This window comes from Actinoplanes sp. NPDC048988 (assembly GCF_043197815.1).
Classification (GTDB): Bacteria; Actinomycetota; Actinomycetes; order Mycobacteriales; family Micromonosporaceae; genus Actinoplanes.
In genome coordinates this window covers 192,616-216,643 of the sequence record NZ_JBICTW010000003.1, presented here as the reverse complement: position 1 = coordinate 216,643, position 24,028 = coordinate 192,616, and the positions used below count along the sequence as shown (strand labels likewise).

At 72.7% G+C, this 24,028-nt stretch carries 27 protein-coding genes; 24 read left to right on the top strand and 3 right to left on the bottom strand.

Going from position 1 to position 24,028, the window contains the following annotated elements; translation table 11 throughout:
- Positions 1-266 precede the first annotated feature (266 nt).
- From ACGFJ7_RS11865 to ACGFJ7_RS11800, 14 genes are all read left to right on the top strand, one after another.
- Entirely contained in the window at positions 267-881 is a 615-nt protein-coding gene (locus ACGFJ7_RS11865) for a CDP-alcohol phosphatidyltransferase family protein (RefSeq protein ID WP_360249092.1), read from the top strand.
- A 74-nt stretch (positions 882-955) separates the two neighbouring features.
- Positions 956-2,797, top strand: a complete 1,842-nt coding sequence (locus ACGFJ7_RS11860; RefSeq protein WP_392642166.1) for a DUF881 domain-containing protein — start codon at positions 956-958, stop codon at positions 2,795-2,797.
- Complete coding sequence (locus ACGFJ7_RS11855) at positions 2,794-3,126, top strand: small basic family protein (RefSeq protein WP_360249098.1); 333 nt, start codon at positions 2,794-2,796, stop codon at positions 3,124-3,126. The genes ACGFJ7_RS11860 and ACGFJ7_RS11855 overlap by 4 nt, the downstream gene beginning before the upstream one ends.
- A 5-nt stretch (positions 3,127-3,131) precedes the next feature.
- A complete protein-coding gene (locus ACGFJ7_RS11850; RefSeq protein WP_360249101.1) occupies positions 3,132-3,992 on the top strand; it encodes a DUF881 domain-containing protein in 861 nt (286 codons plus the stop codon).
- A gap of 42 nt (positions 3,993-4,034) precedes the next feature.
- Positions 4,035-4,415, top strand: coding sequence for a glycine cleavage system protein GcvH (gcvH, locus tag ACGFJ7_RS11845; RefSeq protein ID WP_360249104.1), 381 nt, complete (start codon positions 4,035-4,037; stop codon positions 4,413-4,415).
- 209 nt (positions 4,416-4,624) lie between these two features.
- Positions 4,625-5,077 carry an FHA domain-containing protein gene (locus ACGFJ7_RS11840; protein ID WP_360249107.1) on the top strand — a complete coding sequence of 151 codons (453 nt, stop codon included), beginning with the start codon at positions 4,625-4,627 and terminating at the stop codon, positions 5,075-5,077.
- 68 nt (positions 5,078-5,145) lie between these two features.
- Complete coding sequence (locus ACGFJ7_RS11835) at positions 5,146-5,814, top strand: MerR family transcriptional regulator (RefSeq protein ID WP_360249110.1); 669 nt, start codon at positions 5,146-5,148, stop codon at positions 5,812-5,814.
- A 127-nt stretch (positions 5,815-5,941) separates the two neighbouring features.
- Complete coding sequence (locus tag ACGFJ7_RS11830) at positions 5,942-6,406, top strand: bifunctional nuclease family protein (RefSeq protein ID WP_097321283.1); 465 nt, start codon at positions 5,942-5,944, stop codon at positions 6,404-6,406.
- Between the two features lie 147 nt (positions 6,407-6,553).
- Positions 6,554-7,108: a MerR family transcriptional regulator gene (locus ACGFJ7_RS11825; protein ID WP_360249114.1), complete on the top strand. Its 555-nt coding sequence runs from the start codon at positions 6,554-6,556 to the stop codon at positions 7,106-7,108.
- A 59-nt stretch (positions 7,109-7,167) separates the two neighbouring features.
- Positions 7,168-7,746 (top strand): class I SAM-dependent methyltransferase, encoded by a 579-nt coding sequence (locus ACGFJ7_RS11820; protein WP_360249117.1) that lies wholly within the window; start codon positions 7,168-7,170, stop codon positions 7,744-7,746.
- A 33-nt stretch (positions 7,747-7,779) separates the two neighbouring features.
- Positions 7,780-8,469 carry a hypothetical protein gene (locus tag ACGFJ7_RS11815; protein ID WP_392642165.1) on the top strand — a complete coding sequence of 230 codons (690 nt, stop codon included), beginning with the start codon at positions 7,780-7,782 and terminating at the stop codon, positions 8,467-8,469.
- A 25-nt stretch (positions 8,470-8,494) separates the two neighbouring features.
- Positions 8,495-8,704 (top strand): hypothetical protein, encoded by a 210-nt coding sequence (locus ACGFJ7_RS11810; protein WP_360249123.1) that lies wholly within the window; start codon positions 8,495-8,497, stop codon positions 8,702-8,704.
- Positions 8,705-8,910: 206 nt separating this feature from the next.
- Positions 8,911-10,104 carry an aKG-HExxH-type peptide beta-hydroxylase gene (locus ACGFJ7_RS11805; RefSeq protein WP_392642164.1) on the top strand — a complete coding sequence of 398 codons (1,194 nt, stop codon included), beginning with the start codon at positions 8,911-8,913 and terminating at the stop codon, positions 10,102-10,104.
- On the top strand, positions 10,101-10,688 hold the full coding sequence (locus tag ACGFJ7_RS11800) for a DinB family protein (RefSeq protein WP_392642163.1): 588 nt from the start codon (positions 10,101-10,103) through the stop codon (positions 10,686-10,688). Before ACGFJ7_RS11805 ends, ACGFJ7_RS11800 begins: the two co-directional genes overlap by 4 nt.
- Here the strand turns inward: ACGFJ7_RS11800 and ACGFJ7_RS11795 are convergent.
- Entirely contained in the window at positions 10,653-11,234 is a 582-nt protein-coding gene (locus tag ACGFJ7_RS11795) for a TetR/AcrR family transcriptional regulator (protein WP_360249132.1), read from the bottom strand. The two genes, ACGFJ7_RS11800 and ACGFJ7_RS11795, sit on opposite strands and share 36 nt — an antisense overlap.
- Positions 11,235-11,332: 98 nt before the next feature.
- Here ACGFJ7_RS11795 and ACGFJ7_RS11790 point away from each other — a divergent pair, with 98 nt between their 5' ends.
- Positions 11,333-12,112, top strand: a complete 780-nt coding sequence (locus ACGFJ7_RS11790; RefSeq protein ID WP_392642162.1) for an SDR family oxidoreductase — start codon at positions 11,333-11,335, stop codon at positions 12,110-12,112.
- A gap of 11 nt (positions 12,113-12,123) precedes the next feature.
- Positions 12,124-12,708 (top strand): cadmium resistance transporter, encoded by a 585-nt coding sequence (locus ACGFJ7_RS11785; protein WP_392642161.1) that lies wholly within the window; start codon positions 12,124-12,126, stop codon positions 12,706-12,708.
- On the opposite strand, the gene ACGFJ7_RS11780 is transcribed toward ACGFJ7_RS11785, so the two are convergent.
- Positions 12,683-13,087, bottom strand: coding sequence for a YkvA family protein (locus ACGFJ7_RS11780; protein WP_392642160.1), 405 nt, complete (start codon positions 13,085-13,087; stop codon positions 12,683-12,685). The two genes, ACGFJ7_RS11785 and ACGFJ7_RS11780, sit on opposite strands and share 26 nt — an antisense overlap.
- 242 nt (positions 13,088-13,329) lie before the next feature.
- Between ACGFJ7_RS11780 and ACGFJ7_RS11775 the strand changes: the two genes are divergently transcribed.
- Positions 13,330-14,052 (top strand): cutinase family protein, encoded by a 723-nt coding sequence (locus tag ACGFJ7_RS11775; RefSeq protein ID WP_392642159.1) that lies wholly within the window; start codon positions 13,330-13,332, stop codon positions 14,050-14,052.
- Positions 14,053-14,061: 9 nt separating this feature from the next.
- Entirely contained in the window at positions 14,062-14,706 is a 645-nt protein-coding gene (locus tag ACGFJ7_RS11770; RefSeq protein ID WP_360249147.1) for a nucleotidyl transferase AbiEii/AbiGii toxin family protein, read from the top strand.
- Positions 14,707-14,713: 7 nt separating this feature from the next.
- Here ACGFJ7_RS11770 and ACGFJ7_RS11765 read toward each other — a convergent pair whose 3' ends face one another.
- Positions 14,714-15,343 carry a TetR family transcriptional regulator gene (locus tag ACGFJ7_RS11765; protein WP_392642158.1) on the bottom strand — a complete coding sequence of 210 codons (630 nt, stop codon included), beginning with the start codon at positions 15,341-15,343 and terminating at the stop codon, positions 14,714-14,716.
- Between the two features lie 251 nt (positions 15,344-15,594).
- Between ACGFJ7_RS11765 and ACGFJ7_RS11760 the strand changes: the two genes are divergently transcribed.
- The 6 genes from ACGFJ7_RS11760 (at position 15,595) to ACGFJ7_RS11735 (ending at position 24,027) form a co-directional block, all read left to right on the top strand.
- Positions 15,595-18,381 carry a BREX system ATP-binding domain-containing protein gene (locus tag ACGFJ7_RS11760; RefSeq protein WP_392642157.1) on the top strand — a complete coding sequence of 929 codons (2,787 nt, stop codon included), beginning with the start codon at positions 15,595-15,597 and terminating at the stop codon, positions 18,379-18,381.
- Positions 18,381-21,083: an ATP-binding protein gene (locus tag ACGFJ7_RS11755; protein ID WP_392642156.1), complete on the top strand. Its 2,703-nt coding sequence runs from the start codon at positions 18,381-18,383 to the stop codon at positions 21,081-21,083. Before ACGFJ7_RS11760 ends, ACGFJ7_RS11755 begins: the two co-directional genes overlap by 1 nt.
- A 139-nt stretch (positions 21,084-21,222) precedes the next feature.
- The gene (locus ACGFJ7_RS11750; protein ID WP_392642155.1) at positions 21,223-21,849 is read left to right on the top strand and encodes a VOC family protein; all 627 of its coding nucleotides are present in this window, start codon (positions 21,223-21,225) and stop codon (positions 21,847-21,849) included.
- A 19-nt stretch (positions 21,850-21,868) separates the two neighbouring features.
- Positions 21,869-22,909 carry an alpha/beta fold hydrolase gene (locus ACGFJ7_RS11745; protein WP_392642154.1) on the top strand — a complete coding sequence of 347 codons (1,041 nt, stop codon included), beginning with the start codon at positions 21,869-21,871 and terminating at the stop codon, positions 22,907-22,909.
- Between the two features lie 24 nt (positions 22,910-22,933).
- Positions 22,934-23,389 (top strand): VOC family protein, encoded by a 456-nt coding sequence (locus ACGFJ7_RS11740; protein ID WP_392642153.1) that lies wholly within the window; start codon positions 22,934-22,936, stop codon positions 23,387-23,389.
- A gap of 23 nt (positions 23,390-23,412) precedes the next feature.
- A complete protein-coding gene (locus ACGFJ7_RS11735; RefSeq protein WP_360249168.1) occupies positions 23,413-24,027 on the top strand; it encodes a redoxin domain-containing protein in 615 nt (204 codons plus the stop codon).
- The last annotated feature ends 1 nt before the right edge of the window (position 24,028 follow it).

The window sequence follows — 24,028 nt, the reverse complement described above, 5'->3', positions numbered from 1 at the left end:
GCCGGATGTCGGCGTCTTTGACCCCGCTGAGAGGGAAGGAAAACTAGGTTCCTAGGATGGCGGACACGCTGTGCGACGCGCGACGGGTCCGTGAGCGGGGACGTGCGGCTGGTTATAGTTGCTCGGCGAGTGGCCGGGCAGGGGGTCCGGGCGTTCGCGGGACACAGCCACCCGGCTGGGTGCATGGTCGGCTCACTGGTGGGCTGGGCGTGGAGTGTGGCCGGGGGACCGGCCGTGCCCGCGCCGTAGGGGGAGAGGAAACCGCGATGTCGCAGCAGCCTGCGCCGTCCATCGCTGCCTCCGATCGGATCTGGACGATCCCCAACGTGATCAGCTTCATCCGGCTGCTCGGGGTGCCGCTCTTCCTGTATCTGCTGCTGGGGCCGCACCACGACGTCGCCGCGGTGATCGTGATCGCGGTCGGCGGGACGACCGACTGGGTCGACGGTTACGTGGCCCGGCGGATGAACTCGGTGAGCCGGCTGGGCACGCTGCTCGACCCGTTCGCCGACCGGCTCTACATCCTGGCGACATTGATCGGCTTCACGATCCGCGGCGTCGTCCCGTACTGGCTGACCGGCGCCCTTCTGCTGCGCGAAGTCGTGCTGGGCATCGCCCTGCTCGTGCTGCGCCGGCACGGCTACGGTCCGCCGCCCGTGCACTACGTCGGCAAGACCGGCACGTTCGTGCTGCTCGCCGCGTTCCCGATCATCCTGCTGGGCAAGGCCGTGCCGTCCTGGGACGGCTGGGCCGGCGCCGTGGGCTGGGGCCTCGCCTGGTGGGCGCTCGCCCTGTACTGGGCGGCCGGCGCCCTCTACCTGATCCAGACCGTCCGCCTGCTGAGGGCCGACCGGCTGGCGCCCGGAGCGCGGACGGCATGACCGCGCCGCACTCCCCGGATCGCCGCCAACCCGACGACCCGCGCGACGCCGTGCCCGGACCCGACAAATCTGAAATGTCCGACATGGTCGCGGCGGAGAGCGCCCAACAGCGGCAAACCGAGGAACCGGGTGCGTCGCACCCGAGCCATGACCACGTCGACGAACCGCAAGCGGGCGCCGAGTGGGTAGACGCTCACACAAGTGGCGACCTGGCTAGCGCCGGGCTGACGGACGCCCACGTAAGCGGTGGCCAGGCCAGCGCCGGGCACGCGGGTGACTCACAATGGAGCGCCGAGCGGGTAGACGCCCACGTTAGCGGTGGCCAGGCCAGCGCCGGGCAGGCGGGTGACCCGCGATGGAGCGCCGAGCTGACGGACGCCCACGCAAGCGGTGACCAGGTCAGCGACGTGCGGCCGGACGCCGTGCAATGGCAGGCTGAGCACACGGACGCAGGTCACGCGGGCGGTGAGCATGCCGGCGCGGCGCACACGGGCGCCTGGCAAATGGGCGGCGAACAAGCGAGTGCCCTACCTGCGGGCGAGCAGTGGGCCGGTGGAGAGTGGTTCGGCGAGCAGCCTGCCGGCGAGCGAAAGAGCGGTGAACACCTCGACCGAGTCGAAGCGGGCCGCGGGCAATGGGACGCTGAGCAAGCGAGCGCTGACCAGGTCGGTGAAGCGGAAGCGGGCGCCGAACAGGGGGCTGGCGCGCCAGCGGCTGGGGTGCACGTGGACGCCGTCGCCGGGGCTCACGCGAGCACCGGCAAAATCAGTGGGCGGCACGCGGGCGCGGCAGCCAACAGCGGCGCAGCGGACGCCGAGCACGCGGGTGCGACGGCCAGTAACGATGTCGCGGACGCCGAGTATGTGGTTGCGGCGGCCAGTGACGACGTGGCTGAAGCTCAGCATGCGGGTGCGGCGGCCAGTAACGACGTGGCTGAAGCTCAGCGTGCGGGTGCGGGGGCCGGCGGCGACGCGGCGGGCGGCGAGCAGGCGGGTGAAGCGGGATCGGGTGCGGCGCCTAAGCGGGTGTACGCGCCTGACTTCCTCACCGAGCTCTTCCGGAACCCGCTTGATCCCGGCTATGCGGACGCGGCCGCACGTAAGGCTCGGGACGGTGAGCCCACCGGCGTGCGGAAGGCCTTCTCCAGTGGGCTTCTCGTGGTCACCCTGATCGCGCTCGGTTTTCTGCTTGTGGTGGCCTATCAGCAGACCGTGGCCGATGAGCCCGCCCGGACCACCGCGCGGGCCGAGCTGGTCGAGCAGGTGCAGAAGCGGCGGGAAGAGACCTCTCATCTGCAGGACCGGGCCGAGGCGCTCAGCGACGAAGTCGCCGGGCTTCGGGAGCGGGAGCTGAGCAGCACCACCGTGCAGCGGCTGCGGAATCTTGAGGCGGCGACCGGGCTGGCCCAGGTCACCGGGTCGGGGGCGCGGATCACCGTGGCCGACGGGCCGACGCCGATCAACCCGGTGACGGGGGAGCGGAACACTGTCGCGCGGGTCAAGGACAGTGATCTGCAGCTGGCCACCAACGCGCTCTGGTCGCTCGGGGCCGAGGCCATCGCCATCAACGGGCAGCGGCTCACCGCGACGTCGACGATTCGGCAGGCAGGTGAGGCGATTCTGGTCGACTTTCGGCCGGTGACCAGCCCGTACGAGGTTGTGGCGATCGGGCCTGACGATCTTGCCAAGGATTTTCGGGAAGGGTATGCCGGCAAGTTCTTCGAGCAGCTGGGTGCCAAGTACGGGATGTCCTTCCAGTCCAAGGAGGTGGACGACGTGACGTTGCCGGCCGCTACCGAGCTCAAGCTGCGGGTGGCCCAGCCTTCGACGCCGCCGCCCACGCCCTCCGGTTCTCTCCCACCCCTGCCCTCGTCCGCCACGCCGGACGTGAGCTCCTCGTCGGAAGGCGGGCGATGATCGCCGTACTCGCTCTGGTCGCCGGTGCCGTCCTGGGCATCGTGTTCCAACCCGCGGTTCCGATCGCGTTGCAGCCGTACCTGCCGATCGCGGTGGTCGCCGCGCTCGACGCCGTGTTCGGCGGGGTGCGGGCGAAACTCGACGGGATCTTCGACGACAAACAGTTCGTGATCTCGTTCATCGCGAACGTGCTCGTGGCCGCGCTCATCGTCTATCTGGGCGACCAGCTGGGCGTGGGCGGTCAGCTCTCCACCGGTGTGGTGGTCGTCCTCGGCGTACGGCTGTTCGGGAACGTCGCCGCCATCCGCCGCCACCTGTTCCGGGCGTGACGGGGGTGAGTGGTGTGGGGGACGAGAAGCCGGCGCACACCGGCGATGAGGGCCCGACCGTGGAGACGGCACGGCCGGAACCGCCACCCGATCCCGACGGGCCGACCCGGCCGCTGAGCCGTTCCGAGGTCACCCCCGCGTCACCCGATCCGGTGACGGCCACCTCCGGATCGGTGCTCCGCCGGAAGATGTCCGGAGCCGGAGCACTGATCGCCGTACTCCTCGCGCTCTTCGGTTTCACGCTGGTCGTGCAGTTGCGCAGCAACAACGACGACGAGGGGCTGGCCACCGCGCGGCAGGAGGACCTGGTGCGGATCCTGTCGGACCTGGAGGCCCGCGACAGCCGCCTGCAGTCCGAGATCAACGCTCTGGAGACCAGCCAGCGGCAGCTCACCTCCGGTGTGGCGGGCCGGCAGGCCGCCCTGGACGAGGCGGACCGGCGTACCGACGAACTGGGTCTGCTCGCCGGAACCCTGCCGGGCCGGGGCACGGGCCTGGTCATCACCGTCGACAAGGTGAAGGCGTCGGCGATCCTCAACGCCGTGCAGGAGTTGCGCGGCGCCGGCGGTGAGGTGATGCAGATCGCCGGGTCCGGTGGCGGGGCCGTGAGAATCGTCGCGTCCAGCTATTTCGTGGACGCCGAGGGCGGCGGGATCATCGCCGACGGGCAGCGTCTCACCGGCCCCTACGTGCTCACCGTGATCGGTGTGCCGCAGACGATGCAAACCGCGTTGCAAATCCCCGGCGGGGTGGTCGCGTCGGTGAACAGCGGCGGCGGTAGCGTGACGTTGGAACAACGCACCTTGGTCGACGTGACCGCGGTGCGCGACGCCACCACATTGCGATACGCGCGGCCGGCTTCTTAGCCTCCGCGCTACTGACGGATATATGTGCACGGGAGAGATGGCGTGATTCCTGAGGACCTGCGGTACACGGCTGAACATGAGTGGGTGGCCGGAGACGGCAGCGGGCCCGTGCGGGTGGGCATCACCCACTTCGCGCAGGATGCGCTGGGCGACATCGTCTTCGTCGACCTGCCCGAGGAGGGCACGGAGCTGGCGGCCGGTGACTCGCTCGGTGAGATCGAGTCGACCAAGAGCGTGTCGGAGATCTACGCGCCCATCGCGGGCACCGTGGTCGCCAAGAACGCGTCTCTGACCGATGAGCCCGAGCTCATCAACGCCGAGCCGTACGCGGCGGGCTGGCTCGTCGAGATCGCGCCGTCCGACCCGAAGGAACTCGAGGGTCTGCTCGACGCGAGCGCTTATCAGGCGATCACCGAGAGCTGAGTCTCTCGTCTATGTAGTCCGGCTTTTCCGGTGCGTGAACGTTACGTCCGCGCGTCCGGTTGCCCCGCGATATTCGCCTTCACTAGGCTCGCGGGGCACAACAAATGTTATGCCTTTGAAACCGATAGTCGTGTGTCCGGGCCATATGGCCGCGGCGGGAGTGAATCCTTGCCGCATGGCGGCGACCAACTGATCCGTGAGGTGGTCCGATGACGCGCCCAGACGACGAGTTCCCCCCACTCGACGTCACGTCCACACTCAACCTCGGTGCGCTCGACGAGCTGCTCGAGGCGCCGGAGAACGACGTGGTGCCGAGCCGTATGTCCGGCTCGCTCCCGCCCGGAATGGCGCTGCTCGTGGTGCGCCGGGGCCCCAACGCGGGCGCGCGGTTCCTGCTCGATCACGACGTGACGACCAGTGGCCGGCACCCCGACAGTGACATCTTCCTCGACGATGTGACGGTGTCCCGCCGGCACGCCGAGTTCCACCGCGACGGCGGCACTTTCACGGTGCGCGACGTCGGCTCGCTCAACGGCACCTACGTGAACCGGGAGCGGGTCGAGGCGGCGACGCTGAGCAACGGCGACGAGGTCCAGATCGGCAAGTTCCGCCTGGTGTTCATCGCCGGCCCGCGGCCGGAGGGCGAGGGTAGCGGGGCGTGAACTCGTCGGGGGCGGCCGCGCGCGACCCGGGGGCCTCGCGTCCCCAGGGTGGGCGCGAGCCTGCGCTGATGAGCATCGGGGAGGTGCTGGCCCATCTGCGCACCGAATTCCCCGACACCACGATCTCCAAGTTGCGGTTCCTGGAGGCGGAGGGGCTGGTCGATCCCCAGCGCACCGCCTCCGGGTACCGCAAGTACTCGTGGAACGACGTGGCGCGGCTGCGGTTCGTGCTCACGGCGCAGCGCGATCAGTACCTGCCGTTGCGGGTGATCCGGGAGCAGCTGGACCGGATGGAGGCCGAGCCGGCGCCGCCGGCGCGGCCGAACCTGGTCGCGGTGGGCGCCGAGAAGGCGGCCGATCCGTCCGACACCCGGGTCCCCCGGGAGGATGTGATCGAACGCACGGGCGCGCCGGCCGAGCTGCTCGACGAGCTCGAGCGCATGGGCCTGGTCACGGCGCGGCCGCCGGGGTGGTACGACGGCGACGCCGTGGTCATCGTGGAGGCCGTGGTCGGGTTGACGAAATACGGCCTGGAGGTTCGCCATCTGCGCGGGTTCCGGGCCGCCTCCGACCGTGAGGTCGGGCTGTTCACCCAGCTCCTGGCGCCCCTGGTGCGCCAGAGCGACCCGGCGGCGCGTGCCCGTGCGCAGGAGACGGCGCGGGACCTGCAGGCGCTCTCGCAGCGTTTGCACGCGGCTCTGGTGCGCGCGGGGCTGCGGGGGGAACTGGGTCGCTGACGCCGGTTCGGCGGCGGCGAGGTGGGTATGCCGCACTCGTGGGATCCGGACGGGGTGCGTGTACCGTGCAGGATAGGGGCGGCCGTTGCGGGGGCGGCGCAGTAACAAGACGACACGGAGGCGGGCGGTGCGCGAGCTGAGCGTGGTCGGAGTTCGAGTGGAGCTCCCCAGCAACCAGCCGATCGTCCTGCTGCGGGAGGTCGACGGCGATCGGTACCTGCCGATCTGGATCGGTGCCGTCGAGGCCACCGCGATCGCGTACGAGCAACAGGGTGTCAAGCCCGCTCGCCCGCTGACCCACGATCTCCTGCGGGACATCCTGGCCGCCGTCGAGGCGCCGTTGACCGCGGTCGAGATCACCGAGCTGAAAGACAACGTCTTCTACGCCGATCTGCTGATCGGTGACGGCCTGCGGGTGTCGGCCCGGCCGAGTGACTCGATCGCGCTGGCGCTGCGGGTGGGCGCGCCGATCCGCTGCGCCGACGAGGTGCTGACCGAGGCCGGCATCGTCATCCCGGACGAGCAGGAGGACGAGGTCGAGAAGTTCCGCGAGTTCCTCGACCAGGTGCGCCCCGAAGATTTTGCCGGATAAAACGCACTCGAAGCGGTTGAAGATCGATACTTACCTCGCTCGGACGCGGCGTGTCGTGGCGTTACCTACCTGTTTCCGCGACGCCTGAGATATACGCTCGTGAAGTCCAGGTGAAGCGGCGGCACCGCGCAGCGGGGAGGTGGTCGCGTGCACGAGCAGCCTCTTGAACATCAGGAGGGCCCCCTCGTCGGCGAGGACGGCTCAGTCGGGTATCGCGGGGTGACGGCGTGCCAGGCGGTCGGCATCAGTTACCGCCAGTTGGATTACTGGGCGCGGACGACGCTCGTGGTTCCGAGCATCCGCGACGCTGAGGGCTCCGGCACCCAGCGCCTCTACTCGTTCCGCGACCTGGTCGTTCTCAAGGTGGTGAAGCGCCTGCTCGACGCGGGCGTCTCGCTGCAGAACATCCGCCGGGCGATCGAGACGCTGCGCTCGCGCGGCGTGGCGGATCTGGCCGGCATCACGCTGATCTCCGACGGCACGACGGTGTACGAGTGCCGGTCGCCGGAGGAGGTCGTCGACCTGCTCCAGGGCGGGCAGGGCGTGTTCGGCATCGCGATCGGCGGTGCCTTCAAGGAGATCCAGGGCTCGCTGCTCAACCTGCCGGCCGAGCCGGCCGTGCCGTCGCCCGTCGGTCCCGCTCCGGAGCCGGCCGCCGGTGACGAGCTGGCCGCCCGCCGGGCCCGCCGCCGCGCCGGCTGAGGTTTGCCGTTCCGGCAAGGAACATTGCCGTCAGCGACGCGGCGCCGCACGCTCGTCCCATGAGCATCGAAGCTGAATGGGACGCCCGATACGCCGAGAGTGACCGCGTCTGGAGCGGCAACCCCAACGTGGTCCTCGTCCGCGAGGTCAGTGATCTGCCGCCCGGCCGCGCCCTCGATCTGGGGTGCGGCGAGGGCGCCGACGCGATCTGGCTGGCCCGCCGGGGCTGGCAGGTGACCGCGGTCGACGTCTCCGGTGTCGCCCTGGAACGGGCGAGGTCGCACGCGGGCGATCTGAGCATCGACTGGCAGCGCCGCGACCTGGTCCAGGACTTCCCACCCGGCGAGTACGACCTGGTCAGCTGCCAGTTCCTGTACCACTGGGGCGAGTTCGACCGGGCCGCCGTGCTGCGCCGCGCGACCGCCGCCGTCGCACCGGGCGGCATCCTCCTGATCGAGGGCCACATGGACGACCCGTCGAACCGGCACACCGGCCTGGTCCTGGAGACGCCCGCCGAGATCGTCGCGCTGCTCCGGTTGGGCGAGGGCTGGGAGACGCTGCGGGCCGAGGAGCATCCCCGTGAGCACAACGGCCTGATCCGTACGGACAGCACGGTCAAGCTCCGCCGCGGCGCTTGACCCTGACACAGTGTCAGGCGCTTCGATGGGCGCATGACCGAGAAAGAGGCCGTCGCCGAGATCACCCGCTTCCTTCAGGACCACTACATCCACGAGGCCTGGGCCGACGCGTACGGAGTGGACGTCGGCCCGGATCCGGACTCGATTCACGTACGCCGTCCCGGTGACCTCCTGGCCCTGGCGAGGCCGGGGGAGAAGGTGGCGACCATGTGCCAGGGATACTCCGAGATGCTGGCCCTGAGGCTGCGTGAGCGCGGCATCCCGGCCCAGGCCCGGTGCGGTTACGCCACGTACTTCCAGAAGGGCTGGTACGAGAGCCACTGGGTCGTCGAGTACGGGGACGGCCGGTGGGCCGACGCGCAGATCGACGACCTCCAGAGGGGCGCGCTCGGCATCGACTTCGACACCCTCGACCTGCCGCCGGGCGCGTTCCTCACCGCGTCCGAGGCCTGGCAACTCGTCCGCCGGGGCGACGCCGACCCGGACACCTTCGGTCACGACGCCGAGTGGAAAGGCGACTGGTTCATCGCCGGGGACGTCCCCAAGGATCTTGTGACCCGTCAGGGGGTGGCGACGTTGCCCTGGGACGAGTGGGATCCGATGCCGGGGCGCGACGAGGAGATCGACGTTGCCCTGTTCGACGCCCTTGCGGCCGGGACGCGCGTGGCCGCCGTACCGACGAAGGTCTTCAACCAGCGGCGTGGCCGTTTCGAAGATCTGTAGCGGGTCGGCCGCGTACCGTCAGGTCATGATCCCGCAGCACTATCCGCTCTACCTTCGGGAGACCGGCGCGACCCCGGCCGACGACAAGATCTGGCTGGTGGTGGGCTGGCTGCCGGACAAGGTGTCGAACCTTCCCCGGCAGCCGGTGGCCCTGCTCTGCGACAACGACGTGGAGGAGCCACGGGTGCTGGAGCTGACGGGAACCTTCCGGGTGATCGGGACGAACCGGCACTGAGAGGTGCACGTGATGTGCCCGTGACATGACCTCGAGTGTCTTCTATGCTTCGTCTTGGCTTGGCATTCACTGCCGGTAGGGGGAGGCGTGGTGGAAAAGACACCCTTGGACGAGATCCGCCGGACGCCGATCGACCGCATCGACCATAAGCAGGCCGCCTCCGTGGTGCGCCGCATCCTGCGCCGCTCGGGCTTCTGACCTCCGGCGTGCTCAACGAACGCCCGGCCCCGGTCGCGGGTGATCTCGGCGCGCTGCCGGCCGACGTCTTCGACCGGGTGGCCGCCGGTTACGGCGACGCCGCGGCCGTGGGCCTGCTGGCCGACGCCGAGCTGGCCGTCAACCGGGCTCTGGTCAGCGAGATCCTGGGCGAGACGGCGGCCGGCGGCGAGCTGCTGGCCGAGCTCGAACGGGCCGCGCCGGCCGCCTTCGACGCCGTCCTGAGCCATCCGTTCGTCCGCTCGTGGGCGGTGGCCTGCCTGGAGGGCAAGGACGCCGAACCCGACCGGGCGGCGGCCATCGCGGTGGCCGTCGCCGTCCGGGCCGGCGCCGACGCCGACGTGCAGGTGCACGCCCACGACGGCCTGATCCACCTGCCCACGGTCGGGGTCTTCGCGGCGCCGGCCGAGCAGGTCCGGGTCACGGCGGGCCGGTCGTCGGTGGTCCTGCGCTGGCCGGGCGGCCGGGCCGAGCTGCCGGCTGGCGACCGGCAGATTCCGGGCTGGCACGCTTGCCGGTGGGTCTCGCTTGACGGGGTACGGGTTCTGCTCGACGACGCCGACCCGTACCGCGACCGCCTCGAGTTCGCCGACCCGGCCTGGCTGGACGCCGACGGCGAACGCGCCTGGGCGGCCCGGCTGGCGGCGACCTGGGAACGGCTCGCCGCCGACGCCCCGGCCCAGCTCGACGGCCTGCGCGGCGGGCTCCGCGCGATCGTCCCGCTGGCCGCGGCCCCCGACGGCACCCCGCGCGGCGCCACCTCCCGCCACGCGTTCGGCGCGGTCGGGCTCTCGCCCACGGCCGACCCCGGCGAGGCCGCGCTGCTGCTCGTCCGCGAGTTCCAGCTGACCAAGATCGGTGCCGTCCTCGACCTGATCGACCTGGTGCCCGAGGACGCCGTGTCCGAACGCCTGGCGGTGGGCTGGCACGACGACCCGCGCCCGGTCGAGGCGGCCCTGCGCGGCGCCTACGCCCACCTGGCCGTGGCCGACGTGTGGCGGCACCGGGCACTGTCCACCGGCGACCCGGCGAGCCGCGGCGTCTACCGCCGCTACCGCGACTGGACCGCGGAGGCCATCGACACCCTGCTCACCGGCGACCGGCTCACCGAGGCGGGCACCCGTTTCACCCGCCGCATGGCCGCCACCCTCGACGAGTGGTCCCATCAGGCTCGGGCCTCGTGATCGACGACTTCGCGAAGGACTGTCTGCACGAGGAGCTCAACGACTCCCGGGCGGCGCTCGTCTGGAAGCTCGACGGGCTTTGCGAGTACGACATCAGGCGGCCCCTGACCGTGACCGGCACCAACCTTCTCGGGCTGGTCAAACACCGGGCCACGGGGGAGGCGCGCTACCTCGGGGAGGTCTTCGGCCGGCCGTTCCCGGAGCCGCTGCCGCGGTGGCAGGACGCGGACGGCAGTGACCACTGGGTGACCGCCGCCGAGACCCGCGAGCAGATCGTCGACTTCTACCGGCGGGCCTGCGCGCACGCCGACGCGACCATCAGGGAGCTGCCGCTCGACGCTCCCGGCCACGTGCCGTGGTGGCCGCGCCCGCACGTCAAGCTCTTCGGCGTCCTGGTGCACGTGCTGCAGGACACCACGCGGCACGCCGGGCACGCCGACATTCTGCGCGAGGGGCTCGACGGCCGGACCGGTGTGCTGGCCGAGCAGGAGCGGCCGGCCGACACCGCGGCGCGTGCGGCGCACCGGGCCGTGGTCGAGCAAACGGCGCTAGCCGCGATCGGGGCCGTGCCAGAACGCCGGTGACGCCGCCATGATCAGACGGACGCCCCGGGCCACGTCCAGCGGGTCGGTGGGCAGCCAGGCCTCGACCGCTCCGGCGGTGCCGGACGCCGCGTAGGCGGCCAGGACCCGGATGTCGCCGGGGGCGCCGGTGCCGGGCGGCAGGATCTCCGGGTACGCGTGGGCGTGCGCCTCCAGCGACTGGCGTACGACGATCTCCAGGTTTTCGCGCAGGGGCGGCAGCAGGTGAGGGCGGGCCGCGTGGCGGTAGACCTCGGCGTGCTCGGCCACGTGGGCGCAGAGAGCGTGGACGCCGGCCCGCATGCCCGAGTCGGTGTGCGGGCCGCCGGCCAGGTCGGGGTGGCTCGCGGCGATCGTCTCCAGCTCTTCCCGCAGTACGGCGGCCAGCAGCTCCACCGGGGACGCCGCGTGCCGGTAGAAGGTGTCGCGGGTGACGCCGGCCTCGTGGCACAGCTCGGTGACGGTGACCTCGGTGATGGGCCGCCGGCCGGCCAGCCGGTAGACGGCGGCGCGCAGGGCCTCCCGCGAGCGTCGAAAGCGCGGGTCCATTCGCCGAACTATAGCGGCCGATCGCTATCTGACACCTGTCAGATAGCGACGTATGCTCGAAGGGTGCGGGCCGCCGGGCCGGCAAGGGGAGGTACACCATGGCCAGGTTCGACGGAAGGACCGTCATCGTCACCGGCGGAGCCCGCGGGATGGGCGCCACGCACTCGCGCGGATTCGTGGCCGAGGGTGCGCGCGTCGTCATCGCCGACGTGCTCGACGCCGAAGGTGAGACGCTCGCGAAGGAGCTCGGCGACGCGGCGATCTACCGGCACCTCGACGTCACGGACGAGCGGGAGTGGGCGCGGCTGATCGAGGAGACCAACGCGGTCTTCGGCGCGCCGACCGTGCTCATCAACAACGCCGGGATCGGCGGCAAGGGCGCCCTCGTCGAGGACGAGACGCTCGAGGACTGGCGGCGCCTGCTCGCGGTCAACCTCGACGGCGTGTTCCTCGGCACCCGCGCTGTCATCCCCGGCATGAAGGCGGCCGGCGGTGGGGCCATCGTCAACATCTCGTCGTTCGCCGGGCTCATCGGCACGCCCAACGCGGCCGACTACACGACGAGCAAATTCGCGGTACGCGGCTTCACCAAGGCGGTGGCCATGGAGGTCGCGGCTCACGGCATCCGGGTCAACTCGGTGCACCCCGGCTACATCCGTACGCCGATCCTCGGCCCTCTCGGCGACGAGGTCGTGCACGGCAAGGTCGCCCTGGCCCGCATGGCCGCGCCCGAGGAGGTCACCCGGATGGTGTTGTTCGTGGCGTCCGACGAGGCCGGATACTCGACCGGATCCGAGTTCGTCGTCGACGGCGGCTGGTCGGCCGGCTCGCCGGTCGGCATCGGGCAGGCCAACGCGGCGTTCTCCGAGGCACCCTAAGATCTCTGACCATGCTCCTCGGCCAGGCGGTCGTCCTGTTCGCCGTCACCAACATCGACGACATCCTGATCCTGGCGCTGTTCTTCGCCCAGGGCGCCGGCCGCCGGCACCTCACGCGGACCATCGCGATCGGGCAGTACCTCGGCTTCGCCGGGATTCTCGCGGTCGCGGTGGCCGCCGGGTTCGGCGCCACGTTCCTACCCGAGTCGGTCCTGCCCTACCTCGGGCTGCTCCCGATCGCGCTCGGCGTCAAAGCCGGCGTGCAGGCGTGGCGCCACCGCGGCGACGGCGAGGAGTCCGAGGGCTCGCCTGGTGGCGGCCCGCGGAGTCTCGAGGTGGCCGCGGTGACGTTCGCCAACGGCGGCGACAACATCGGGGTGTACGTCCCGGTGTTCGCCACCGCCGGCGCGGCCGGCATGACCGTCTACGTGCTGGTGTTTCTCGTGCTGGTCGCCGTCTGGGTGGCGGCCGGCCGCTTCTTCGCCACCCGCCCGGTGATCGCCCGCGCGCTCAGCCGGTGGGGCCACGTCGTCCTGCCCCTGGTGTTGATCGGCCTGGGCCTGTGGATTCTCATCTCAGGCCGGTCAGGCGGCTGAGTGCGGCGAATCCGTCGTCGCTGCCCGGCCAGTGCCGCCGCACCGCGTCCAGCCCGGCCCGGCGGACGGTCGACCGCAGCACCAGGGTCACGATGATCGCGTCGTCGGCGTACCCCAGCACCGGGATGAAGTCGGGAACGACATCGAACGGCACCGCCAGATAGGCCAGCAGCAGCCCCAGCCGAATCCGCACCCCGCGCGGCAGCGTCCGGTCCCCGGCGAGCCGCTTGAGCAGCCGCAACAGATCGGGCAGCAGCCGCAGCGCCTCCTTGAGCTGCGCCGTGCCGGGTTTCGCCACCATCAGCGCGACGAGCAGCGCGGCCCAGATCACCAGCAGCCCCACGGCGAGTCCGATCAGCGCTTGCCACCACCAGGCCATGGCCACAGCCTAGGGTCACCGATTCGCGCGAGACGCGCCTGACGGCCCGGACCACCGCGCGGGCCGCGTCGAGCTTCCCGGTCGGTGGGGAGAAAGCGTACGTCTTCCTCTTGAACCTTCGATGTCACCCAGAGTGAGTAAGCCGAGGTTCTTCTCGCTTTTGAACCGTCGGGCCGCCACGCTGCGTATCACCGGGCAGCTATCTGCACTGGCAGTGCTTTTTTGGCGGAAGGGGCAGCAGGATGCGCGGAAGCGGAAACAAGGCGAAGATCGCCACGATCGGGGCGGGCGCGGCGCTGGTCGCGGCCGGGCTCGTCGTCGCGCCACAGGCGTTCGGCGGGACGACGACGGCCGCGGCGAATTGCGCGGCCGTGCACATCATCGCGACGCGGGCGTCGACCGAGCGGCCCGGCGCGGGAATCATCGGATCGCTGGTCAGCAGCGTGCAGCGGGCGAGCCGGCAGACGGTGAGCACCGAGGCGACCGACTATCCGGCGGTGCTCAACCCGTACGGGCCGAGCGTGTCGGCCGGGGTGCGGGCGCTGACCGGGCAGATCACGGCCAAGGCGGCGGCCTGCCCGGACACCAAGCTCGTGCTGATGGGCTACTCGCAGGGCGCGCATGTGATCGGTGACGTGCTGGCCGGCAGTGGGCGCCAGGCGGTGTCGACGCCGAATCAGGCCCTCGACGCGCGGCTGGCGGCCAAGGTCACGGCGGTGATCCTGATGGGTGATCCGCGCTACGTGGCCGGCAAGTCGTTCAACGCGGGCACGAGCCGCACCAACGGGCTGTTCGCGCGGGGCGACGACGCGGCGCTGGACGGGTTCGCGGCGAAGATCCAGTCCTACTGCGACACGGGCGACAACTTCTGCGCGCGCGGGGCGAGCCTGGCCACGCACCTGGGTTACACGCGCAAGTACAACACCGTGGCCCAGCGGTTCGTGCTGCAGCGGATAGGCGGATAACCTACCCCGGTGGCGAGCGTCGACGACTTCTACCGTGATGTCGCGCGGATAGCGCTCGCGGTCGCCACCAAGCACGGCTTCGTTCTCGGGGGCGGTGTCGCCTGGCTGGTCAATGGCCTGGTGGCCCGCCCCACCGAGGACGTCGACCTGTTCACCGACGCCCCCGGCGGCGTGGCCGCGGCCGCCGGCGAGGTCACCGCCGCGCTGCGGAAGTCCGGCTTCCGGGTGGTGGCCGAGGAGGGCGACGAGCTCTTCGAGGGCATGTCCGCCGACATCCAGGAATTCCTGGTCGCGGATGCGCACAAGGCGCTTCGGCTGACGCTGTGCCGACTGGATCGGCAGAAGGCCCCCGTCGTGATGGACCTCGGCCCGGTCATGCATCTGGACGATCTCGTCGCCACGAAGGTCGCCGCCCTGGTCAACCGGCGCGAGGTCAGGGACTACATCGACGTGGCGGCGGCGCTCGAGCGCTATTCGCTGGCCGAGGTCATGGAGCTGGCCCGCAACGCCGACCCGGCCCTCGATCCCGATGACATCGCGGACGCGGGACGCTATCTGGACCGGCTGGACGACGCGCGGTTCGCCCTCTACGGGCTGGGCGCGGCGGAGATCGCGGCGCTGCGGCGGCGGCTGGCGTCCTGGCCCCGGCGCTGAGCCCCGCTCACTGAGGGCCGGCCGGCGGGCTGTCGCCGAGGGCCCGGCCGACCTCGGCGAAGACGACGCCGACCGCCTCGCCGAGCCCCGGGCTCCGGCCGGCCCGCCACTGCCGGAACGCCAGCCGGATGACCACCAGGATCAGCGCCGCGTCCGCCCGGGCGGCGAGGTCGGGCTCGTCGAGACCGCGGCGCCGGGCCAGATGCTGCGCCAGGTGTGTCTCCCAGTCGCGCTGCACGGCCAAGGTGTACGGCAGCAGCGCCGGGTTCGCGGCGACGATCTCGTCCCGCGCGGCCATGGCCTTGGCCTGCGCGGCCAGATGGGCGGCGAAGGCGGTGAGCACTTCGAGCAGTTGAGCGGGCCGGGCCTGAGTGACGTCCATGCGCTCGGCGGCCTCGCGGATCCCGTCCAACAGGTACGGCTGATAGGCGAACAGGACCTCTCTCTTACTCCCGAAGTACCGGTAGAAAGTGGCCGGTCCGATGCCGGCCGCGGCGCTGATGTCCTCGACGGTGACGGCGTCGTAGCCGCGCCTGCGAAACAGCGCGAGGGCGGTCCGCTCGACGCTGACCCGTGACCGCTCGCGCCGGCTGGCACTGTCGCTCGTGGCCGGTCGGCCGTCAGCGGTCCTGCCCATCGGTGGCTCGTCCTCTCTCCAGCCGAGGGTCCGTTCGGCGCGCCGCATCATGACACGGGGCGGAAGCGATTCACAAAACGGATTCATCGCCGGAGGGGGTAGCCTGCCGGGCGGTATTGATAGACACTATCAGTCGTTCGCGAGCGTCCTGCCAGGACAAACGCGGCGGCAAAGGTCAGATCGATAGGCCGGACACGGCACCGGGTAACGGCGCCGACGGAAAGACCCGCACACGCAGGGGGCGCGTAGACGTGGGTGCAGTCACCACCCGCCCGGCCGATCGGCCGGGCGGCCGCCTGATCGGCCGGGAGGCCGAATGCGCGGCGCTCGACGGCCTGCTCGCGGAGGTGACCGCGGGACGGTCCCACGTGCTGGTTCTGCGGGGAGAGCCCGGCGTGGGCAAGAGCGCGCTGCTCGCCCACCTGGCGGACCGGGCCGCCGACTGGCAGGTGCTGTCCGCCGCCGGGACGGAGAGCGAGCGGGACATGGCCTACAGCGGACTCCACCAGCTGTACAAGCCGCTGCTGGCGCATCTGAGCCGGCTCCCGGCGCCGCAGGCCGACGCGCTCGGCACCGTCTTCGGCCTGCGGCGCGGGCCCGCGCCCGACCGGTTCCTGGTCGGCCTGGCCAGCCTGAGCCTGATCGCACGGGCGGCCGACGAAGGCCCGGTGCTCTGCCTCGTCGACGACCTCCAATGGCTGGACCCGGCGTCGGCGCAGATCCTCGCTTTTGTCGCCCGCCGGTGGTCCACCGAACGGGTGGCCCTGGTCGGCGCGGTGCGCGAGACCTCCGGCGAGCACCCCCTCGAAGGCCTGCCCGAGCAGACGGTTCCCGGGCTCACCGACCAGCACGCCCGCACGCTGCTGCTGGCCCAGATCCACGAGCCGTTCGACGAGGCGGTGGCCGGGCGCATCGTGGCCGAGAGCCGCGGCAACCCGCTCACGCTCGCGGAGTTGCCGCGCGGATGGCGCCCGGGAGCGCTCGCCGGCGGTTTCGGTCTGCCCGCCGCCTGGCCCTCGACCGACCAGGCGGAGCCCACCCTCCTCCGCCGGCTGCGTTGCCTGCCGGCCGGCACCCGCCTGCTCGTGCTGGCCGCCGCGGCCGAGCCGACCGGTGACTCCGCCCTGCTGGAGAGGGCGGTCGAGCGGCTCGGCATCGGCATGCCGGCCATCGTCGCGGCGGTGGACGCGGGGGTCCTGAGACTGAACGGACGAGTGGAGTTCGCGCATCCCGCCGTCCGGTCGGCCGTCTACCGCGCGGCCAGGTCCGCCGACCGCGGTCGCGTCCATCGCGCGCTGGCCGAGTCCATCGAGGCCGGCCCGGACGGCGACCGCCGCGCCTGGCACCGCGCTCAGGCGGCGATCGGCCCGGACGAGGACGTGGCGGCGGAGCTCGAACGATCGGCCGGCCGGGCGCGGGCCCGCGGCGGGCTCGGCGCCGGCGCCGCGTTCCTCACCCGCGCCGCCGAGCTCACGGCCGATCCGTCGGCACGGGTCCGGCGCGCCCTGGCTGCCGCGGCCGCCGGCGTCGAGGCGGCCGCCTTCGGGGCCGCCCGCGCCATGCTCGCCGTCGCCGCCGACGGAGCGCCCGGCGAACCGGAGCGCGCCCGGATCGACCTGATCGCGGCCCAGCTCGCCTTCGCGTCGAGCCGGAGCAACCAGGCGCCCACGATGCTGCTGGCGGCCGCGCGGCGCCTGCAGCCGTTCGATGAGGCCCTGGCCCGCCGGGCGTACCTCGACGCGTTGTCGGCCGCCCACTTCGCGGCGCGGCTGCCCGCCGAGACCGGCGTCGTGGAGGTGATGCGAGCCGCCCGGGCCGCGCCGGCGCCGGAGGCGGACCGGGCGACGGCCGGAGACCACCTCCTCGGCGCGTTCACGGCCCGCACCGACGACTACTCCGCGGCCGTCCGGCTGGGCCGCCGGGCGCTGGCGGAGCTGCGCCGGGAACCGGAGCCGTCCGGCGACCGGCTGCGCTGGCTCTGGCAGGGTGCGGTGCTCGCCCTGGACCTGTGGGACGACGAGAGCGCGTATCTGCTGTCCGGGGAGCACCTGCGGGTGGCCCGCGAGACCGGCTCGCTGACCGAGCTGGCGCTCGGCCTGGACTGCCGTACCTGGATCCTGGTCCTGCGCGGGGACTGCGCCGGCGCCTCGGCCCGGGCCGAGGAGGCCGCGTCGGTGCACGCCGCCGCCGGGATCGACGCCGCTCCCGCCGGCGCCCTGGTCCTGGCCGCCTGGCGCGGCGACGCCCGGCCGGCCCGCGCCCTGGCCGAGGAGGCCCGGCGCGCGGCCCTCGCCCGGGGTGAGGGCCTCGGCGTCGCCGTCAGCGACTACTGCGAGTCGGTGCTGGGCAACAGCCTGGGCCGGTACGACCAGGCTCTGCCGGCCGCCCGCCGCGCCTGCCTCGACGACCGGGAGATGGTGGTGTGCCACCAGGCCCTGCCGGAGCTGATCGAGGCGGCGGTACGGTGCGGGCGTTCCGATCTGGCTGAGGAGGCCCTGCCCCGGCTGACGGCCCGGGCGACAGCGAGCGGCACGCCGTGGGCGCTCGGGATCGAAGCCCGGTGCCGGGCGTTGTCGAGCTCCGGTGAGACGGCCGAACACTGGTACCGCCAAGCCGTCAACCGGCTCAGTGCCGCCGGGGTGCGGGCCGATCTGGCCCGGGCCCATCTGCTGTACGGCGAGTGGTTGCGGCGGACCAAACACGAACGCGCCGCCCAGCGGGAGCTGCGAGCGGCGTACGACATCTTCACCACCGCCGGGATGGCCGGTTTCGCGGCGCGGGCCGAACACGAGCTGGTCGCCGCCGGCGGCGCCGACCGCCGGGCCGCCGAGTCGCACCATGCCCTGACCGTCCAGGAAGCCCACATCGCCGGCCTGGTCCGCAAGGGCCTGTCCAACCCGGAGATCGGCGCGCAGCTGTTCCTCAGCGCCCGGACCGTGGAATGGCACCTGCGGAAGGTCTTCACGAAGCTGGGCGTGACCTCCCGGCGGGAGCTGCGTGACCTGCCCGACTCCTCCCCGCTGTTCGCGACGCCGTGATGGCCGCCCCGCCGCTGGTAGGGCGCCGGCGCGAATGCGCCCGGCTCGATGAGCTGCTGGCCGCCGCGCGGGCGGGCCACAGCCGGGTGCTGGTGGTGCGCGGCGGGCCCGGCACGGGCAAGACCGCGCTGCTGCGGTTCCTGACCGACCGGGCCGGGGCGTGCCGGATCGTGCGGGCCGGCGGTGCCCGGTCGGAGCGCAACCTCGGCTACGCCGCCCTGCACCAGCTCTGTCTTCCCCACCTCGAACGGCTGGCCGGGTTGCCGGCCCGGCAGCGGGAGACCCTCGAGGTGGCGTTCGGGTTGTCGGCCGGCCGGCAGCCGGATCCGTGGCTCGCCGGGCGAGCCGTGCAGACGCTGATGACCGAGGTGGCCCGGGAAGGCCCGCTGCTGCTGGTGGTGGACGACGCCCAGTGGCTCGACGACGCCTCGGCCGCGGCGCTCAGGAGCATGGCCCACCGGCTGGCCGCCGGGCCGGTGGGCCTGGTGGTGGCGGTCCGAGACCCCGCCGGGGCGTGGCCGCGCGGTCTGCCCGAGCTGACCGTTCCCCGGCTGGACAGTCACGACGCGGCGGTCCTGCTGGACCGGACGCTGGCCGGTGTGCCCGATCCCCGCGTCCTGGCCCGTCTGCTGGCCGAGAGCGACGGCAACCCGCTGGCGCTGCTGGCGGCGGCCCGCGCGGTCCCCATGCCGGAGCTGGCGTCCATGGGCGCCGGGCCACCGACCGGGCGGCTGGAGCGGGAATTCGAGCGGCGGGTCGGCGCGCTGCCCGGCCCGGCCCGGCGGTTGCTGCTGCTGGCGGCGGCGGAACCGGCCGGCGACGTGGCGGTGCTGCGCCGGGCGGCCCAGCGGATCGGCTCGGCCTGGCCGCCGGCGGTGGCGGCCGAGTGCGGCGGGCTGCTCAGCGTGGCCGGCCCGCGGGTGCTGTTCCAGCATCCGCTGGTGCGCTCGGCCGTCTACCGCTCGGCCGCGCCGGCCGAGCGCCGCGCCGCGCACCGGGCCCTCGCCGAAGTGACGGACCCGCACCGCGAGCCGGACCGGCGGGCCTGGCACCACGCCCGTGCCGCCGTGCGGCCGGACGAGGCGGTCGCGGCCGATCTCGAGCGGTCAGCGGGACGGGCACTCGCCCACGGCGGCCTCGGCGCCGCCGCGACCTTCCTGGAACGGGCCGCCGCGTTGACGCCCGAGCCGGCCCGGCGAGCCCGGCGCTGCCTCGCCGCCGCCCGGACCAAGCTGCGGGCCGGGGCGCTCGTCCAGGCCGCTCAGCTGGCGGCGTCGGCGCGCGCCGGTCCGCTCGACGAAACCGGGCGGCTGCTGATCGAACGGCTGGAGGCGGAGGTCGCGGTGGCCACCGGCCGCGACGGCGACGCGGTGGCCCGCCTGCTGGCCGTCGCCCGGCGGTGGGAGACGGTTGACGCGCGGACGGCCCGCGACATGTACCTGGAGGCCCTGGCCGCGGTGCTGCTCACCGGGCGCGCGGGGTCGGGCGCGCCGGCGCGCGACGTCGTCCGGGCGGCCCGCGCCGCACCGCCGGCCGGGACCCCCGCGGGTCACGCGCTGCTCGAGACCCTGGGCGCGCTGCTCACCGAGGGACCTCGACACGCCGCGCTCCGGTGGCGCGAAGCGGTGGGAACGCTGGCCCGCCCCGAGCAAGACCTCGAGAGCGCGCTGCGCTGCACGGGCCTGGCCGCCGCGGCGGCGGCCGGCCTGTGGGACGACGCCGGCTGGGACCTGCTGAGCCGGCGCCACCTCGAGACGGCGCGCCGCGCGGGGGCGCTCGGCGTGCTCCCGCGCGCCCTGCACGCCCGCGCGGTGATGCGGGTCTTCGCCGGTGAGACGGCGCAGGCGGCCACGCTGATCCACGAGGCGGACCGGCTCGGCCCGGAATCCGGCGGGCTCGTGCCCTGCGGCACGATGATCCTGGAAAGTGTGCGGGGTTCCGCCCACGGGCGCTCGTCGCCGGACACCGGCACCGACGCTCCGATGCGGGACCTCGCCCAAGCCCTGCTGTCCAACGCGCACGGCCGGTACCCCGAGGCGCTGCGAGCGGCCCGGCGGGCGGCCGAGGATCGCTCACCGGTGGGCCCGCCGCAGTGGGCCCTGGCCGAGGTCGTCGAGGCCGGCGCCCGGATCGGCGCCACGCGGGCCGCGCGCGAGGCGCTGGATCAGCTGTCCGACATGGCGCACGCCGCCGGCACCGACTGGGCGCTCGGGATCCTGGCCGGCCGGCGGGCACTGATCGCCGGAGACGCGGACGCCGAGGACGACTACCGGGAGGCGGTGGAGCGGCTGGGCCGGACCCGGCTGCGGCTCGACCTCGCCCGCGAGCAGTTGCGCTACGGCGAGTGGCTCCGGCGGCAGGCTCGGCGGCGGCACGCCCTCGATCAGCTCCGTACGGCGCACGCGGCGTTCGCCGCGATGGGCGCCGGCCCGTTCGCCGAACGCGCCCGGCACGAGCTTCTGGCGGCCGGCGGAGGCCCGCGCCGGGACGCCGGCCCGGCCTCGGCCGTGCTCACCGCCCAGGAGACCCACATCGCGCGGCTCGCCGCCCAGGGACTCACCAACGGCGAGATCGGCGCCGCCCTGTCGATCAGCGCGCGGACCGTGGAGTGGCATCTCGGGACGATCTACATCAAGCTCCGCGTTCCCGCCCGCGGCCGGCTGCGGCTGGCCCTGGCCGAGATGGACGCCGGCGAGCGCTAGGCCCCGGCGGCGGGCCCGGGGTCACCGGTGGGCGCCCCCGCCGACCCGGTATCCGGCCCGGGAGTTTCCCGGGGTGGTGATCCCCGCGGCCGGGCCACAGTGAGGGCACCGGCAGTGATCCGCGGACGAGGAGTTCACCATGGACCAGAAGCTCGAGGTCATCGTCATTCCCGTGTCCGACGTCGACCGTGCGAAGGACTTCTACAAGAGGCTGGGATGGCGCGAGGACGCCGATTTCGTCACCGGGCCCGACTTCCGGGTCATCCAGGTGACGCCGCCCGGCTCGCCCTGCTCGGTCATCTTCGGCACTGGCGTCACGTCGGCCCGGCCCGGCTCCGCGCAGGACCTGGTGCTGGCGGTCGACGACATCGAAGCGGCGCAGTCCGGCCTGCTCGGGCTCGGTGTCGACATCAGCGACGTCTATCACGACGCCGGCGGGATCTTCTACCACGCGGGCACGGCCGCGCGGGTCCCCGGGCCGGACCCCGAGCGGCGGACGTACGCGTCGTACGCCGCCTTCGCCGACCCCGACGGCAACGGCTGGGTCCTGCAGGAGGTGACCACCCGGCTGCCCGGCCGGCTCTGGTCGGACTTCGGCACCGACGTCGCCGTTCTCGCCGACCTCCTGGGCGAGGCCGAGCAACGCCACGGCCGCCCCGACGCGGCCGGCAAATGGAACTGGTACGCGCCCTACATCGCCGCCCGCCGCCTGGGGCGCAGCCCGGACGAGGCCGCCCGGGAGGCCTCGGCGGCCACACCCGCCTGACAAGCCGAGGAGCCACACGATGTCAGCCCACCCCGAACCGGACCCGTCCGACGCCCGGCCGCGCCTGTCACGGCGTGCGTTCACCGGCGGCGCGGCCGCCGCCACCGCCCTGTCGCTGACCGGCGCCTGGCCGTCACCGGCCGGCGCCCACACCGCCCTGGGCCCCCATTTGCCGGCCGAATTCGGCCGGACCTTCCGCAGCCGCCTCGTCCGGGCCGGCGGAATCCGCCAGCACGTCGTCATCGGCGGCGAGGGGCCGGCGCTGCTGCTGGTGCACGGCTGGCCGCAGAACTGGTACGCGTGGCGGCGGCTGATGCCGGCGCTGGCCCGCGACCACACCGTCATCGCGGTCGATCAAAGGGGCATCGGGCTCACGGACAAGCCGGCGGGCGGTTACGACAGCGCGACCCTCGCCGACGACCTGGCCGCGCTGATGACCGAGCTCGGCCACGACCGGTTCGCGGTCGCCGGCCACGACACCGGCTACATCATCGCGTACGCCCTCGCCGCCGATCACCGCGACCGCGTCGAGCGCCTGATCGTGGCCGAGATCCCCGGGCCTCCCGGCGTGGTCGAGGCGCCGTCGCTGTTCCCGGCTGACGTCGTCAACAACCGGGTCTGGCACATCCCCTTCAACCGGGTCGACGACGAGCTCATCGTCGACATGGTGCGCGGCAACGAGGCCGCGTTCTACGGGTACGAGTTCAAAATCCAAAGCGGTGGCGTACCCCTGCCCGGCTACGCCGTCGACTACTACACCCGGCTCTACGGACGCAGCCGGGACTCGCTGCGGGCCAGTTTCGGCCTCTACCGGGCGTGGTTCACCACGCTGACGCAGAACGTGGAGCGCAAGAAGAACCTCTTGACCATTCCGGTCCTGGGAATCGGCGGAGCGAACAGCTGGGCGCAGCGGCCCGGCGACGCGATGCGCGACGCCGCGACCGACGTCCGGACCGTCGTCCTCCCCGGCGCCGGCCACTGGGTGGCCGAGCAGGCGCCCCAGCCGATGCTGGCGGCGATGTCGCAGTTCCTGGCCCCCTACCGGGCCGCCCGATCCTGACCGCAGCCGACCGAAGGAGCCCTGATGAACAGCAACGACAACGGCGAACCGACCGTACCGACGCGCTTCGAGGTGACCGCCCTGCCGGTGACCGACGTCGACCGCGCCAAGGCGTTCTACCAACAGCTGGGGTGGCGGCTCGACATCGACTTCGAGCCCAGCCCCGGCGTCCGCGGTGTCCAGTTCACCCCGCCCGGCTCGGCCGCCTCGATCCAGTTCGGCTCGGGAGCGGCGAAGCCCGCGCCCGGTCCACTGCGCGGCCTGCTGCTGATCGTGGACGACATCGAAGCCGCCCGCGCGGACCTGATCGGCCGCGGAGTCGACGTGGGGGAGATCTTCCACATGGAGCCGGGCCGGGGCCCGGCGCCGGGTCTCGACCCGAAGCGGCGCTCGTACGCCAGCCGGGCCGCCTTCGAGGACCCCGACGGCAACCAGTGGCAACTGCAGGAGATAACCGAACGGCTTCCCGGCCGGGTCTGAACGGCGCCGGAGAGGAGCCCGCTGTGCGTGCCGACATCATCCGGGGCGCGAAGTTCCCCGACTACCAGCTCACCGACCACACGAAGAAGCGCCGCCGGCTCAGCGATCTGCAGGGCGACGACCCGATGATCCTGGTGCTGGCCCGGGGCCACTACTGCCCGAAGGACCAGCAACAGCACCGGCAGCTGGCCGCGTTCCAGCCGGAGATCGGTGTCGGCTACACGCGCCTCGTGACGATCTCCACCGACAACATCGCCGTGACCCGCGAGTTCCGGGCCTCCGTGGGCGCGCACTGGACCTTCCTGTCCGACGCCGGACGCAAGATCCAGAAAGATCTCGACCTCCGGGAGTACACGGATCCGTACCACGATCCGATGATCCCGCACACCCTGGTGCTCAAGCCCGGCCTGATCATCCATCGGATCTACAACGGCTACTGGTACTGGGGACGGCCCTCGGTGGAGGACCTCCGTCACGACCTGCGCGAGGTCACCGAACAGATCCGCCCGGACTGGGACCTGGCCGCGCCCGGGTTGCGCGAGGACTGGGAGGCGGGCGACCACTCACGGTTCTTCCACGACGTGGACCTCGAGCCGGGCCTGCGGACCGCCGAGGAGGACCAGGCCCATGCCGACTGAC

Excerpts from the sequence above, each read along its gene's own strand:
- ACGFJ7_RS11855 (WP_360249098.1), top strand. The coding sequence starts at position 2,794 with ATGATCGCCGTACTCGCTCTGGTCGCCGGTGCCGTCCTGGGCATCGTG.
- ACGFJ7_RS11775 (WP_392642159.1), top strand. The coding sequence starts at position 13,330 with ATGCGCGGAAGCGGAAACAAGGCGAAGATCGCCACGATCGGGGCGGGC.
- ACGFJ7_RS11785 (WP_392642161.1), top strand. The coding sequence starts at position 12,124 with ATGCTCCTCGGCCAGGCGGTCGTCCTGTTCGCCGTCACCAACATCGAC.
- ACGFJ7_RS11780 (WP_392642160.1), bottom strand. The coding sequence starts at position 13,087 with ATGGCCTGGTGGTGGCAAGCGCTGATCGGACTCGCCGTGGGGCTGCTG.
- ACGFJ7_RS11740 (WP_392642153.1), top strand. The coding sequence starts at position 22,934 with ATGAACAGCAACGACAACGGCGAACCGACCGTACCGACGCGCTTCGAG.
- ACGFJ7_RS11795 (WP_360249132.1), bottom strand. The coding sequence starts at position 11,234 with ATGGACCCGCGCTTTCGACGCTCGCGGGAGGCCCTGCGCGCCGCCGTC.
- ACGFJ7_RS11865 (WP_360249092.1), top strand. The coding sequence starts at position 267 with ATGTCGCAGCAGCCTGCGCCGTCCATCGCTGCCTCCGATCGGATCTGG.
- ACGFJ7_RS11815 (WP_392642165.1), top strand. The coding sequence starts at position 7,780 with ATGACCGAGAAAGAGGCCGTCGCCGAGATCACCCGCTTCCTTCAGGAC.
- ACGFJ7_RS11750 (WP_392642155.1), top strand. The coding sequence starts at position 21,223 with ATGGACCAGAAGCTCGAGGTCATCGTCATTCCCGTGTCCGACGTCGAC.
- ACGFJ7_RS11755 (WP_392642156.1), top strand. The coding sequence starts at position 18,381 with ATGGCCGCCCCGCCGCTGGTAGGGCGCCGGCGCGAATGCGCCCGGCTC.
- ACGFJ7_RS11745 (WP_392642154.1), top strand. The coding sequence starts at position 21,869 with ATGTCAGCCCACCCCGAACCGGACCCGTCCGACGCCCGGCCGCGCCTG.
- ACGFJ7_RS11810 (WP_360249123.1), top strand. The coding sequence starts at position 8,495 with ATGATCCCGCAGCACTATCCGCTCTACCTTCGGGAGACCGGCGCGACC.
- ACGFJ7_RS11860 (WP_392642166.1), top strand. The coding sequence starts at position 956 with ATGTCCGACATGGTCGCGGCGGAGAGCGCCCAACAGCGGCAAACCGAG.
- ACGFJ7_RS11835 (WP_360249110.1), top strand. The coding sequence starts at position 5,146 with ATGAGCATCGGGGAGGTGCTGGCCCATCTGCGCACCGAATTCCCCGAC.
- ACGFJ7_RS11765 (WP_392642158.1), bottom strand. The coding sequence starts at position 15,343 with ATGGGCAGGACCGCTGACGGCCGACCGGCCACGAGCGACAGTGCCAGC.
- ACGFJ7_RS11840 (WP_360249107.1), top strand. The coding sequence starts at position 4,625 with ATGACGCGCCCAGACGACGAGTTCCCCCCACTCGACGTCACGTCCACA.
- ACGFJ7_RS11790 (WP_392642162.1), top strand. The coding sequence starts at position 11,333 with ATGGCCAGGTTCGACGGAAGGACCGTCATCGTCACCGGCGGAGCCCGC.
- ACGFJ7_RS11820 (WP_360249117.1), top strand. The coding sequence starts at position 7,168 with ATGAGCATCGAAGCTGAATGGGACGCCCGATACGCCGAGAGTGACCGC.